The following is a 14,305-nucleotide window of genomic DNA, read 5'->3' on the forward strand; positions in this document are numbered from 1 at the left end:
GATTTTGGGTTAAATCAGAACGGAGAGAGAGGGATTCGAACCCTCGCACCGCTTACGCAGTCTAACCCCTTAGCAGAGGGTCCCCTTATAGCCACTTGGGTATCTCTCCAAGAAATGGCTCCCCGAACAGGGCTCGAACCTGTGACAACTCGATTAACAGTCGAGTGCTCTACCAACTGAGCTATCAGGGAAAATTAACTTGAATAAGATTAATTTATCATGATTAATAATCCAAGTCAACATGCCTTCCATCACTTTCTCCAATACATTGAATGATACTCACATCAGATATTCTGAAGGCCCAGCTTTCCCGCGCAACGACCACACCGGTAACGCTTCGGATCTATTTTCCGTTTGCGCAAATATTCCGTCCCACAGCTTTTGCACACCAGCTTATAACGATAAGGTAGCGGCTTTCTGCCTTTGCCATCAGGCAGAGATTGACAGTAACGCGAACCGCCCACCTTCTGCAATAAAGCCTTGAATTCCGGGTCACGATGCTGATAGCCGCGTCCACGAATATGCAGATGATAGTGGCACAGCTCATGCTTGATAATTTTTTCAACCTCATCTCGCCCGTAGGCTTCGAGTTGATGCGGATTGATCTCAATCCGGTGACTTTTGAGCATATAACGCCCTCCCGTCGTGGTCAGACGACTGTTAAACAACGCTTCATGGGTGAACGGTACTCCGAAATGATCCAGTGATACCTGTTCAATCCACTGTTGCAACTCCTCATTTTCCATCGGTGTCCTCTCCTTGCACCCCCTCGGAGCATTTGTTTTTCCGGCATAATACTTGAATTTTAACCGTTTCGTAGGCTACACTGTCAAGTAGAATGTATGAGGGGAGATTATTACTCGTTATGCCTACAATGCGCTATGTCATCCTGCAGCAGGAACAACAATTGCAGTTCGTGGAAATGCCGGCGGATTACGCCTATCAACTTAGCGCGCTCAATCTGCGCCTTCACAAGGAGATAGATAAACTCACGGCAGCAGATGTCCCTGTCCTGCCTTGGGCAATCGCCGAATGTGACAACCTCGATCTTCTGAACGAAAATCTTACCATCATCGGCGGCCTTGATTATATCAATGCGCTTGAAGAATCTTTTGCAGTACTACGTGAGAGCCATTATCCCTTGATTTCCTTGCTTACTGAAATCCGGGCGCTCCAGGCTCAATTGGAACAATGGTATGAAGAAGAGATGGAAGCTCTCTAATTCATCTGAGGTATCATTTTAAAATGACAAGTTCAAGAAGCGCAACTCCCAGCATTGGGAATTGTGCTTTTTGGCGATTAAGATAATGATTTGGCGGAGCTCCTCACTTAAGCCGCACAGTCCAGGCTATTGCCACATATGCTAACGTACAGATGAATTATGCAAGAGGAGGAGATACCCTTGCCTCAATGGCTTTGCAATCAACTGATGCGTGCATTTCACAAAAAGGATAGCCGCCAAATCAAGTTGCTGAACGAATGCTGGTTCTTTTATCGCAACAAACCAGCAAATGGCACACCACGCAGTGCAGAGAACGAACTTTAAAAGGTTTCCTAAAGTCTGCTTTGGATTATGAAGGATGGCCTTTAGAACACGCACTTTAAGAAAATGCACATATTCCCACCGTACTTATCAGAGGAATTAGAACGGACAACGGGACTATTACTGTCGACAACAAACAGCCTTCCCTGTTCAGGGAAGGCTGTTCTCCAATTCTGTTGCTTATTAAGACTGTTGCGCAGAAGCAGGCTTCTTCATCGTAAGGCCGACACGGCCTTTTTTGGTATCCACATTCATGACCCACACCGTTACATTATCCCCGACAGATACAACATCCATCGGATGTTTAACATATCCGTTGCTGAGCTGTGAGATATGGACAAGCCCATCACTCTTAATCCCAATATCAACAAAGGCACCAAAATCAATAACGTTCCGAACTGTACCTTGCAGCTCCATGCCTTCCACCAGATCCTCAATTTTCAATACATCTGTACGGAAGATTGGCAACGGCATCTCCTCACGCGGGTCACGACCCGGACGCTGCAAGCTGTCCAGAATGTCACGCAATGTAGGCACACCTACGTCCAGTTTCACAGCCAGTTGCTCCGGCTGTTGCTCGGACAGTAACACCGACAGTTCCTTGCTACCGAGCTTGTCCAGTGCAACCTGAAGCTCCTTAAACAGCTGATCCACAACCTTGTAGGACTCCGGGTGAATTGGTGTACGATCCAATGGATTCTCACCCTCACCAATCCGCATAAAGCCTACGCACTGCTCATAGGTTTTGGCACCCAGACGCGGCACTTTCTGAAGCTGACGGCGGTTCGTAAACCGGCCATTCTCTTCACGGTACTTCACAATGTTCTTGGCAATCGTAGCGTTAACTCCAGCCACATATGACAGCAACGAAGGTGAAGCCGTATTCACGTCCACACCGACATGGTTAACTGCAGATTCGACGACAGCCTTCAGGCTTTCTTCCAGAACCTTCTGGGAAACGTCATGCTGATATTGCCCCACACCAATAGCTTTTGGATCAATCTTAACCAACTCCGCAAGCGGATCTTGTACCCGGCGTGCAATGGAAGCTGCACTGCGCTCCGCAACATCCAGATCCGGGAACTCTTCCTGGGCCAGTTTGGATGCAGAATACACACTCGCCCCTGCTTCGTTAACAATCAGATACACCAGACTTTCATCACCGTTCTCCTGAATGATCTCCGCAACAAACTGCTCCGTTTCACGAGATCCGGTACCATTACCAATGACGATCAGTCCGATATCATATTGCTTGATCATGCGGTGGAATACTTCCGCAGCTTCACGTTTCTTGTTGTGTGGTGGCGTTGGATAGGTCACAGCCACTTCCAGCAGCTTGCCCGTATCATCTACGACAGCCAGTTTACAGCCCGTACGATAGGCAGGATCGACACCCAGCACACGTTTGCCATGAATCGGTGGTTGAAGCAACAGATTACGCAGATTGGCCGAGAATACCGAGATGGCCTGATTTTCGCCTTTTTCCGTCAGTTCTCCACGAACTTCACGCTCGATGGAAGGCGCAATAAGCCGCTTGTATGCATCTTCAATCACATCACGCAGGATATCCTGCACGGCAGAAGCACCACGAATGATCTGTCCTTCCATATGACGATGGGCCGGTTCTGCCTGTACGTCCAGGCCAACTTTCAGAATATTCTCACGTTCCCCGCGATTAATCGCGAGAATTCGGTGTGGAGGCATCTTTTTGGCCAGTTCACGGTAATCATAATAATTCTCGTACACGGACTCTTCTTGAGCATCCTTCGCTTCTGAAGTCAGCATTCCGTGATCCAAGGTGTACCGACGAATCCATGCACGAATGGCAGCATCGTCTGCGATGTTCTCAGCAAGAATGTCTTTGGCTCCCTGAAGTGCCGACTCCGCATCTTCTACGCCCAGTTCAGCATTGATATATTTCGCAGCTTCCTGGAGTACATTGCCTTGCTTCGGTTGACCCCAGATCCATACAGCAAGGGGCTCAAGACCTTTTTCCTTAGCCACGCTTGCACGCGTTTTCCGTTTCTGACGGAACGGACGATACAAATCTTCCACTTCCTGCAGCTTCACAGCCTGGGTAATGGAATTCTTCAGTTCTCCGGTCAGCTTGCCCTGTTCCTCTATAATACGGATGACTTCCAATTTGCGATCCTCAAGATTGCGCAGATAGACAATGCGTTCTTCAATCAATCGCAGCTGGTTCTCATCCAGCTCTCCAGTCATTTCTTTACGGTAGCGGGCGATAAATGGAATCGTATTGCCTTCGTCCAGAAGCTCCGATGTCGTACGGACCTGCTTCAAGGACAGTGACAGTTCCTTGGCTACCTGTTTGATGATTCGTTCATGGCGTTCTGCCTTTATTGTTTCTTCATTGGGTTCCAGAACCGTTTCCTGTTCAGACAAAATAAATCCCTCTTTCCTTCCTGAATCTGAATCGTTCGTTACAATCATTTCAGGGCAGCTTTGCTGCTGTAATTACAGTATAGTTGAACCATTTGTTTTTTCCACTCTATCCTATATTATCACAAAATCACATCCAGATTTCCATCAATCCGCAAGCATACAAGTTCTGACAGAATGATGTCATCCTCCAGCCTTCCCCATTACGGCAAAAAAAGACCGAAAAACGTCATCACGACGCTCCTCGATCCTCCCTTGTTTAAAAACTCTATATACAATAGCAATCTAATAAGTGAAACTACTCATTTACACTATGACGGAGAGGACAGAAAAAACCTGAAAAAGCGAAGCGTTCGCCTTTATCTCCGGATTTTCCCTTTGAGAAAGGGAATCAAAAAATCTGGGGATAACAGTGATTGGAAGGTTATTCTGTCATCGTAGTACCCGTGTAAATAAATTGTAGTTCACTTATCTAGACGCGTTCAAAGCGGAACAGTTCGCTCAGATAGTCTCCTGATGCACTGCCTACCGAAATACCGCCATACATCAAGGCATCGCCGGTAAAGGTCTCTGATCCGCCTTTCAGACGATAATCCGCATTCGGGTCCAATCCTTTCAGCTTCAGGCGCTGAAGAGGCGCATTAGGCTCGGAGAGCACACGGAAGTAGAATACAACCGCTTCACTTCCGTCTGGTGCAATAAACATCCACGCCGTCTCATTGCCTTCAAACGGACTGAGCAAGCGACGGAACGTTCCATATTGCACCGTTCCACGGATCTCCTTGTACAGCTCAACCTGGGCTTTCACGATGTCGTTCTCTTCCTCCGTGAATTTCGTCAGGTCCAGCTCATACCCGAAGTTGCCCGACATCGCCACATGTCCCCGAATCTCAAGAGAAGTGATCCGGTTCACCTGATGATTCGGTACCGCCGAGATATGCGATCCCATGGAGCTCACCGGATACACAAGACTGGTACCATATTGAATCCGCAGACGGGATATCGCATCCGTGTTATCACTTGTCCACGTCTGTGGCATGTAATAGAGCATACCTGGATCGAAGCGGCCACCACCACCTGAACAGCTCTCGAACAGAATGTTCGGGAACGCCGAAGTGATTCGTTCCATAACGTCATACAATCCGAGCATGTAACGGTGCGCAGTCTCACGCTGTCTGTCTGCCGGAAGCAATGCGGAACCCACTTCCGTCATATTGCGGTTCATATCCCATTTCACATAAGTGATTGGTGCAGAACCAAGTACGTCTGTTAACATGCGCACGATCTCATCACGTACATCCTGACGAGAGAAGTCGAGCACCAATTGTTGACGTCCTTCTGTCCGGCGACGGTCAGGAACATGAAGACACCAGTCCGGATGCGCACGATATAACTCACTGTCTGGTGAGATCATCTCAGGCTCAAACCACAGTCCGAACTGCATGTCCAGACCTGTTACGCGGTTTGCCAGATCATCCAGCCCCTGTGGCAATTTGTTTTTATCGACAATCCAGTCACCCAGCGAGGAGTTATCACTGTCCCGGTGTCCAAACCAGCCATCATCCAGAACAAACAGCTCAATACCCAGCTTCTGCCCAGCGCGAGCAATCTGTTCAATCTTGTCCGCATTGAAACCAAAGTAAGTCGCTTCCCAGTTATTAACCAGTACCGGGCGCTCCGCATTGCGGAATTTGCCGCGTGCCAGACGCTCCCGATACAATTCGTGGTAAGACTGTGACATGCCGTCCAAACCTGCAGCCGAATACACCATAACGGTCTCAGGTGTCTGGAAAGCTTCCTGTGGCTCCAGCTTCCAGCTGAACTCGAACGGGTTGATCCCAAGCGATACACGGGTGGTGTGGAACTGATCCACTTCAGCCTGTGCGGTGAAGCTACCACTATAGACGAGACTGAATCCGTAGACTTCACCTTGATCTTCATCCGTACCTGGTGTCATCAGCGCAATAAATGGATTTTGCTGGTGACTGCTTGAACCGCGACGACTCTCGATGCCTTGCAGGCCTGACGCAAGCGGTCTGCGCACGATATCACGTTCCCGTGTCCAAGCCCCTGACAATTGCAACAATTCATAATCCGCATGCGGGAAATCGACAGAAGAACTGAGCGCACGCACTACATTCACAGCGGTAGCGCTCTCATTCACGATACGCATGGAGCGTGTAATTGCATTAAATGCCGTAAAGGCTGTATAAGAAAGCTCGATCTTGATACCAGCGACGCGGTCTTCCAGCTCAATAACCAACGTCTCTGCTTCGTCATCGGATTCAACGTATGTTGCTGGCAGTCCGGTAAGTGCTGCCTTTCCTTTGACCAATCGATGACCTGTATACGTAAACTCCGAAACCGTTGAGCCATTCTCAAGTTCCAATTGGATTGCAGGGTTACGGAAATCACTCGTGCCATACACTGGCAATTCCACTGGCAACGTATCGAAGGAGATCGTACGATCCTCTGGCACCGGGTTAGGGCTAAAGGACGCTCGTTCTGTCCGTACATGCAACCAGCTCAGATCGGTGTCGCGTAATTTTTTGCCATAATACAAATGCACCAAATATCCTGAAGGCAGTACCTGAAATACGTAACTGGCCTCACGGGTCTGTAAATGAAATTGAAGTTTCTCCTGATTGATGTAAATGCTCATATGTCTCCTCCACCTCTATATATAGGTCTTTCGGGTAAACGGTTTCTCAGGTTTCATTATAGCGAAAAGATCGCCAATGTTCTACGCTTTCATCAAGCTTTAATCAAAAGAGCGTACAACAGCCCGAAGGATGTCATACGCTCTTTTGGTTACAGTCTGAATTCAGTGTGTTCCCTTACAGGAACATCCATTGCCAACGGACAGCAGGGCAGCGTACAAAACGCTGGTTACTGCCTAAAAATCGATTAATCCCAGGCTGATCTGCAAGGCTTCGTTGACCAATTTCATGGTCTCCTCGTCCAGATGGGTAATCTTATCAGTCAGCCTCTGCTTATCGATCGTCCGTATTTGTTCGAGCAAAATAACCGAGTCCCGGTCAAAGCCATGAGCCGCCGCATCAATTTCAACATGCGTTGGCAGCTTTGCCTTCTGGATCTGGGCGGTGATAGCCGCCACAATACAAGTTGGACTAAACCGGTTGCCGATATCATTCTGGATCACCAGAACCGGCCTGACTCCACCTTGCTCGGAACCGACAACGGGAGAAAGATCCGCAAAAAAAACGTCACCACGTTTTACGATCAATGTCTACACCCCGCTAACTAAGCGGTCCAGAGTGCTGTCCGCATCTTCCTCCGCATGAAAGGCTTCGGATGCCATGGTCAGATTAATTTTTGCCATCTCCATGTACCCTCGCTGCATCGTTTCACGGATGTAACGTTTCTTACGCTCCGTTAAATACAGCTTCATAGCCTGCCTAATCAATTCGCTGCGGTTGGAATTCTCCAGCGCTACGATGCCATCCACTTCCTGCAAAAGATAATCAGGTAAACTGATCATGATCCGCTTGGTGTTCTGCAAGTTGGCCACCTTTCTTCCACCCCCACAAACCTTTCGCCATTGTGAACCAGTATTACGTTTTTCCAGAACTTTTATACAAAGGAATATATATGCCCCGAGTATATCAAGTATGCTGTACTCCATTATAAACACGGGGAACAATATTCGTACAGACCAAACATCTCAATTCAGGAATTAAATCCTCACTGTCATACAACATTCGAGATGCTCCGACAGTTTTCCTTCTGTTCTGAAAAAAAGTTTATTGGTAATGACGTCCAGTTTACCTGTCAGGATGTCAAAAGTGGATTAATTTTGGCGACTACTGCTCCCCCACGGGTATATACCCGTGGAATGCGGTGCGCCATCATGCAGATCACTTCATAAGCAATCGTACCGAGCTGGGATGCCACCTCGTCTGCGGTTATAACACCACCAGACTGATGACCGATGAGGACAACCTCTTCGCCGACTTGAATTTCTTCCGCTTCTTCTGCGAAAGATTGTAACGACACCATACACTGATCCATGCAGATTGTACCGACGACAGGGACGCGGCTGCCGCGTACAAGCACTTGTGCTTTACCTGTCAGCATTCTTGAGTATCCGTCTGCATATCCGATTGGCAGGGTCGCTATTCGTTCGTACCCTTGCGTAAAATAACGGGTTCCGTAACTGATCCCCCAATGGGGTGGCAGTGTTTTGACCAGAACCGCTTTCGTCTTCAGCGTCAATACCGGGGACAGCTTCACCACCTGATGATTCACCTCAGCCGAAGGATACAGTCCGTACAGGCTTATTCCCACACGTACCATATCATAAGACAATTCAGGTGTATCAATGGCAGCGGCGCTGTTCGCCGTATGTATAATCGGGATGGAACATCCCTGATCCCTGAGCGCATGAACCACGCCTTGGAACCGTCGATACTGCTCCAGTGTATAGGTTTTGTCTTCTTCATCCGCTCTGGCAAAATGGGTAAACATGCCTTCCAGCATCACCTGATTAAGCGAAGCTACTTCCTGGATGAAAGCCAATGCCTCATCGCCAGGTAATAGACCTAATCGGCCCATACCGCTGTCAATTTTAATATGAACCTTCAGTTTGTTAGCGAATGTGCTCGCATCCAGATGTCGAATGGCGTCAAGCACTTCCCTGCTGAACAGCGTGATGGTCACATCATGTTTCCATGCAGCATCGATCCCTTCAGGCGGCGTATAACCCAACACCAGAATTGGAATCGTAATCCCATGTTGTCGCAGTTCCAGAGCTTCGTCAAGAAAAGCAACACTTAAGTAATCCACACCCACTCGTTCCAGTTCTCTGGCCATCTCCACCGCTCCGTGCCCATAAGCATTGGCCTTCACACAGGCGAGGAATTTCATGCCCTGAGGCAATGCCTTGCGGAAAGCTTCTACGTTAGTACACAAATGATCCAAATTGATGTCCGCTTGGGTCGGCCGATATTGTCCTTGCACGTTAAGTCACCTTCTCTAATCATCTTAATCCGGCTCACGTCAGACTCCATCGTAATGCTCCTGCATGTGACTGTCAAATGAACCGAAGTTTCACATTCAAAAACAGGTGCAAGGCGCGCCGTTTGAGGAACCAATGTGAATACAGAAGAAGACCGATAAGCGAGATTGACAGGGTATAATTTCACTTTTCATCCCATCAAAGAGCTGCTTATATCGATTATTTACCCGGTTCCCTCTGCATAGAAGCGCATTTTGCATTATTGGATGATGGAGCAGGAAAAATGGTTCCAGATAAATACCTGTCTCTCATCAAACAAAGCACCGGAGAACGGGTCTCCGATGCTTCTTAGCATTCCTTATGTTTATGCAACTATTCGTTCTTTTGTGCAAAAGTCATTTGCCTGACTCTTCCTGCATTGATGTTGCGATGCGTACCATTTCGTTCTGAGGCAGGTCTGCACTGGTGATCCGATATTCTATGCCATCTGTCATCCATGTCAGAGTCTTCAATGCATCTCCGCTGATCATTCCCAATGTGAATCCAAGATCCACTACACTGGATGGAGCAAGCGATACAGCTCGATCCTGAGGTCTGGCTTCGAATATCGTGTAATTATAGGTTCCTTCATAACGAAGCATGACCGAATAGTCTCCTGCCTCTTCCAGGATCTGATCATCCTTGAGCTGTACGCCTTCCGGTGCATAGGTTGGTTGAATCACGCCGAAGCTGTCTGCCCCTTCCGGTTCAGCAAGTGTTGGCTCTTCGCCTTCCTGACCTGTTGCGGCCCCCTCTGTACCTTGCTGCTCTGTGTCCCCACCCACACCCGTCTGTCCATCAGTGACAGCTCCTTCTGGTTCAGGCGCAGTCTGAGGATTGGCTGGTTCTTTGCCGCCCTCATTACCGGTTTGCTCCACAGGAGTCACACCGGAGTCGGTTCCTGTCTTGCCGCCTTCTTCAGTACCGGCTGTCATGTTACGTTGCATGTCAAAGGCATCTTTCTCAAATTCAGTCCCGAATTTGAAGGAGTCAAATTTCACATCGACCACAACATTGGCATTGGAGTCGGATACCTCCACCTGTTTAGGTGCATAATCACTTTTGTTCAGCCAGATCTTCTGTCTGACAAGTGCATGTGTATTATAATTGGCAGCTACATCAAATACATAGCTCTCCTTCTCATCCGCAAACTGGCGGGTTGTATCCCCCGTAATGCTCCGAATCAATGTTTCATAGAGATATACCTGTCCTTGATTATCCGGCCAATTGCTCTGAAAACGGAAGCTTTTGTTCTGGCTCGGTGTCAAAACAAACACGCCTTCATCGTTACGCAGTACAATCTGTGTTACATCCTTTTTGGCATTCGTTAATGCAATACGATAATAGGAAGGCTTCTGATGCCACACCTCGACCTTGTACTGCTGCGGCGCATCTCCGGTATGCAGCGTCATCACGCCTGCCCCCTGGTAACTTTCCATCTCTCCTACGACTTCGTTCAGATCTTTGACCACAGCTGCCGCATCCTTCTTCCCGCAGGCGGCAAGTAAGGCCGATAAGACCAATACCATGGCAAGCATCCATGATATTCGGCGCATGACATCATCCCCTTTAGCACATGTTTTCACTTCAGGATTGTGCTTGCAGCAGAACCCCTACTTGATTAGTACATGTTATGAGGGACTTGTTCGATATATGCGGACTAGTTTGACAAGCAATCGGTGAAGTCGGTTAATACGGCATTGCTACGCAAAATCAGTCTCGGGTAGGATGTTAACTTTATCCAGAAAAGGCATAGTGAATTGTAGGAAATTATTCGTTTTATTGACTATGGGGAGGGAAGGGTATGACAAGAACAAAGCTTCGCACATCACTGGAAGGACTGGATGAGTTCATTGATGATCAACTTCAACTATGGAATGGTGTCGGTACAGCGGTGGCTGTGATCCATAAGGATGAGGTCATCTGGCAAAAAGGCTACGGTTATCGTGACCTCGAATCCAAACTTGAAGTTACCCCTAATACGTTGTTTGCCATCGGTTCAAGTACCAAAGCCTTTACCGCAGCAACCGCTGCTCTCCTGGTTGATCAAGGAAAACTGGATTGGGATGCCCCCGTGAAGTCGTACATGAAAGACTTCAAAATGTTCGATCCGGTCGCAACAGAACGTCTAACTATTCGCGACATGTTGTGTCATCGTTCCGGTCTTCCAAGGCATGAGTTGGTATGGTACAACTCCCCACGTACAAGAGAAGAACTTGTACACGCATTACAGTATCTGGAGCCAAATCAAGATTTCCGTAACAAATGGCAGTATCAAAACCTGATGTACATGACAGCCGGTTACCTTGTTGGACAGCTCAATGAAACTTCGTGGGAGCAGATGGTTCAAAATTCCCTATTTAATCCGCTCGGGATGAACTCAAGTCTGTTCTCAGTTGAAGAAATGCAACTCCAGTCAGACTATGCTTACCCTTACCTAGAGAAAGAGGGTCAGAATACGAGAATACCATTTCGTGTCATTGATGCCATAGGACCTGCTGGTTCCATTAACAGTAATCTAGTCGATATGGGCGCATGGCTTAAATTCCAATTGAATCAAGGTCAATGGGAAGGAGCGTCACTGATCTCTAAGGAACAGATGAAGATTATGCATAGTCCTCAGATGACTAGTGATTCGCCGTTCATAAGCCAAGAGCTACCTGTGAGTACATATGGTCTCGGTTGGATGATTGAGCCTTATCGTGGACATGCCATGATTCATCATGGTGGGGCTATTGATGGCTTTGCATCACAAGTTGCCTTTTTGCCAGAGGAGCAGATTGGAATCGTGGTTCTGAGCAATACCAACGGAAGTATAATTCCGTATACGGTTGCTTTTCATATCATGGACCGACTGCTTGGGCTTGAGCCTGTCAACTGGAGTTCCAAATTAAGCATATTAATGGGGAAAGAATCAGAAGAAACGGAGGTTAATCCGGAGAATCCTTTGGAAGTGCCTATTCAAGCAGACACTGCCGTTGAAGAAAAAATGGAAGAACCTCTCATCATACCTTGTGATCGACCTTACACCGCTTATGCGGGTATTTACACGCATCCTGGTTATGGCGAGATGTCTATTCAGGAAACAACGAACGGGTTGCAGGCAACCTTTAACGCCCTCGAAATGCCCATGGAATATACCGGAAATGATACGTTCTCTGTCGAACTGGTCACATTCGGTCTGAAGGTCACATATACGTTCACCCTGAACGAATCATCAGAAGTTGCTCAATCCATCTCCATTCCTTTGTTGCTTGAGCCGGGTACAAAACCGATTGAATTCAACAGGGTTTCGTAATTGATCTGAACTGGTGAACATCTGCTGCATTTCCGTTGTGGTAGGTAACCATCCATACCTACCACAACGGAATATACACCGGATAACTCCCATCCTCTTGCTCGGCACCAGGCTTTCTTTTCACCCACAGTCTGCGCAGATCAGGCAGACCATACCCCGCAACACGATAATCTCGCAGCGAATCATGATGGGCATGTTCTTCCCTGAAGCTGTACGCGGGCAGAAGCAGCGCCTCCTGTATCAGTCGATCTTCCAAATGAATCAACGTTTTCAACCGCTCAGCAGGTTCCTGAATCATCACCACACGTCCGCATTCCTGTTCCAGTTCATGTCTCCAGTAATCATTCATCGCAATCAGGAATAACGTGTTCCGGAAGGTATACATCGTCACGAGGCTCAGCATGACATGATCATTGAAGACTTCTCCTGTATAGATCAGATCACAGTCCCTGAACCCATCTTGATAGACTGCATGGACCGGATCTCCCGGCATAATGTTGATATGTAGGCCGATCTGTTTACATCTCTCTGCAAACCAGACCATGTCTGCCTCCATCTTCTCTCCTTCTTCCACCCATAGACTTAAACTCTGCCCTTGGTATGAGCTACGACGTAATAATGCCGCGGCCTGCGCCAGTGAGGTCTCCACGGAAAGTGCGGGTATAGGTGTGACAGAAAAATTCGATTGTTCCGATTGCTTTTTCCATAACTCCCCTTGATCCGCACCCACTGTTGGTTGCTGTTCCTGTACTCGTCCTCGAATCAAACTGTAAGCAGCCTGTGTGTTTGTGCTCCCGAGCGCTTCCGACAGCTCATGTGCATTCAATAACTGTTGAACAGCCCGGCGAAAATTCACATCATGCTGCGGCCCTTCCTTTTGCATATTAAACGTCATATACACACCGCCCTGTATCTCATGCTGCACTGCACGAGGCTCCGCATCCGGAAATAAATCATGCTTGATGATGGACTCCGCCTTTGCCGAGTGGGGAAGCTGCCATACTTCAACGCGATCTACATAAGCACGCCCTCTGAAATAGGCCAGAAATACCTCAAGTACAAGCAGCTTCGAATCATGACGAGTCAATCGATAAGGTCCTGTTCCAATCGGATAAAGCGGGTTCATCTCCACATCTCTAGGCAGGATAGATGCACACATACTGCTCATCAGATCCGGGAACATGAAGTTGGGCTTATTCAACACAAAACGTACAGTCAACAGGTCATACGCCTCTATGCTCTCAATGGAACCAAACAGCGGCCTGCACGGGTTACTCTTATTAGAGATAATTCGATCAAAGGTAAACTTGACGTCCTCTGCATCCAGGATCCTTCCATGATGAAAAGGTATGCCTTTGTGCAGATAAAAGGTCCATTCCCTTCCATCCGCATCACTCTCCCATGCCATAGCCAGACTCGGTTCGCAGACTTGGCGTTCCCCATTATAACGAACCAAACGATCAAAGACCTCTGTAATAATGAATACTTCTCCCCACATCCCCGTCTGCGTAGGGTCGAGAGTCTTAAAAGGTGTATTCTGCGGAATCCGCAATGTATCCACCCGGCCTCTGTCTCCTTCATTCGAAAGCAGGCCGAATTGAGTCTGCATTTGCTGCATCAAATGTTCTCGCATCGTAATTGGCAAGGTGGCGGCCAGTTCATAGGCATCCTCCATCTTGTTGCCATTCAGTAGATCGTCGAACCGTTCACGCGCCACAGTAAGCAAAGGGACACAAAATAACAGCATCGATTTTTTGCCTCTGCCACGCTGTGGGTTCCACCTGACCCATCCGTTCTCCTTGAATTTGTTCATAATGAGGTTCATATTACGCATGGTGCAACATAAAAGATCAGCGAGTTCACCTACCGTTGTATGTACTTCTTGTTCATCATGCACATGTGGGAAGTTCAACCGCAGTTGAATGTAATGTTCTGATACGTCCATATATGCCCTTCCTTCTTCTCAATTCTAAAATACGAAATCCACCCGGATGCTTCTACAGTTTTTCTTCAGGTTTTCCTCCATTATACTCAGTAACATCAACAT

The 14,305-nt window shown here is 47.8% G+C and carries 11 protein-coding genes and 2 tRNA genes; 3 read left to right on the forward strand and 10 right to left on the reverse strand.

All coding sequences use genetic code 11. The annotated features are described in order from the left end of the window. Nucleotides 1-20 precede the first annotated feature (20 nt). From ACX9NY_RS16570 to ACX9NY_RS16580, 3 genes are all read right to left on the reverse strand, one after another. A tRNA-Ser gene (locus ACX9NY_RS16570) sits at nucleotides 21-109 on the reverse strand. A 6-nt stretch (nucleotides 110-115) separates the two neighbouring features. Further along, nucleotides 116-191 (reverse strand) — tRNA-Asn (locus tag ACX9NY_RS16575). Between the two features lie 93 nt (nucleotides 192-284). After that, a complete protein-coding gene (locus ACX9NY_RS16580) occupies nucleotides 285-746 on the reverse strand; it encodes a SprT family protein (protein WP_036669054.1) in 462 nt (153 codons plus the stop codon). A 119-nt stretch (nucleotides 747-865) separates the two neighbouring features. On the opposite strand from ACX9NY_RS16580, the gene ACX9NY_RS16585 reads away from it, so the two are divergent. Further along, nucleotides 866-1,222 carry a hydrolase/acyltransferase gene (locus ACX9NY_RS16585; protein WP_339240370.1) on the forward strand — a complete coding sequence of 119 codons (357 nt, stop codon included), beginning with the start codon at nucleotides 866-868 and terminating at the stop codon, nucleotides 1,220-1,222. A 180-nt stretch (nucleotides 1,223-1,402) separates the two neighbouring features. Further along, nucleotides 1,403-1,546, forward strand: coding sequence for a cortex morphogenetic protein CmpA (gene cmpA / locus ACX9NY_RS16590; protein WP_017690033.1), 144 nt, complete (start codon nucleotides 1,403-1,405; stop codon nucleotides 1,544-1,546). A gap of 180 nt (nucleotides 1,547-1,726) precedes the next feature. Here the strand turns inward: cmpA and ACX9NY_RS16595 are convergent, their stop codons facing one another. The 6 genes from ACX9NY_RS16595 to ACX9NY_RS16620 form a co-directional block, all read right to left on the reverse strand. Next, the gene (locus tag ACX9NY_RS16595; RefSeq protein ID WP_339240369.1) at nucleotides 1,727-3,946 is read right to left on the reverse strand and encodes a Tex family protein; all 2,220 of its coding nucleotides are present in this window, start codon (nucleotides 3,944-3,946) and stop codon (nucleotides 1,727-1,729) included. A gap of 469 nt (nucleotides 3,947-4,415) precedes the next feature. Further along, complete coding sequence (locus ACX9NY_RS16600; protein WP_342572191.1) at nucleotides 4,416-6,605, reverse strand: alpha-galactosidase; 2,190 nt, start codon at nucleotides 6,603-6,605, stop codon at nucleotides 4,416-4,418. Between the two features lie 234 nt (nucleotides 6,606-6,839). Next, nucleotides 6,840-7,190, reverse strand: a complete 351-nt coding sequence (locus tag ACX9NY_RS16605) for a type II toxin-antitoxin system PemK/MazF family toxin (protein ID WP_024630714.1) — start codon at nucleotides 7,188-7,190, stop codon at nucleotides 6,840-6,842. Nucleotides 7,191-7,193: 3 nt separating this feature from the next. Next, nucleotides 7,194-7,475: a CopG family ribbon-helix-helix protein gene (locus tag ACX9NY_RS16610; RefSeq protein ID WP_017690037.1), complete on the reverse strand. Its 282-nt coding sequence runs from the start codon at nucleotides 7,473-7,475 to the stop codon at nucleotides 7,194-7,196. A gap of 260 nt (nucleotides 7,476-7,735) precedes the next feature. Next, a complete protein-coding gene (alr, locus tag ACX9NY_RS16615) occupies nucleotides 7,736-8,923 on the reverse strand; it encodes an alanine racemase (protein WP_472473863.1) in 1,188 nt (395 codons plus the stop codon). Between the two features lie 393 nt (nucleotides 8,924-9,316). Next, nucleotides 9,317-10,516, reverse strand: a complete 1,200-nt coding sequence (locus tag ACX9NY_RS16620; protein ID WP_339240365.1) for a DUF4367 domain-containing protein — start codon at nucleotides 10,514-10,516, stop codon at nucleotides 9,317-9,319. A gap of 248 nt (nucleotides 10,517-10,764) precedes the next feature. Here ACX9NY_RS16620 and ACX9NY_RS16625 point away from each other — a divergent pair, with 248 nt between their 5' ends. Continuing rightward, on the forward strand, nucleotides 10,765-12,258 hold the full coding sequence (locus ACX9NY_RS16625; protein ID WP_472473865.1) for a serine hydrolase: 1,494 nt from the start codon (nucleotides 10,765-10,767) through the stop codon (nucleotides 12,256-12,258). A gap of 58 nt (nucleotides 12,259-12,316) precedes the next feature. On the opposite strand, the gene ACX9NY_RS16630 is transcribed toward ACX9NY_RS16625, so the two are convergent. After that, nucleotides 12,317-14,203, reverse strand: coding sequence for an ABC transporter substrate-binding protein (locus ACX9NY_RS16630; protein ID WP_472473867.1), 1,887 nt, complete (start codon nucleotides 14,201-14,203; stop codon nucleotides 12,317-12,319). Nucleotides 14,204-14,305 lie beyond the last annotated feature (102 nt).

The organism is Paenibacillus sp. CB74, assembly GCF_055687625.1.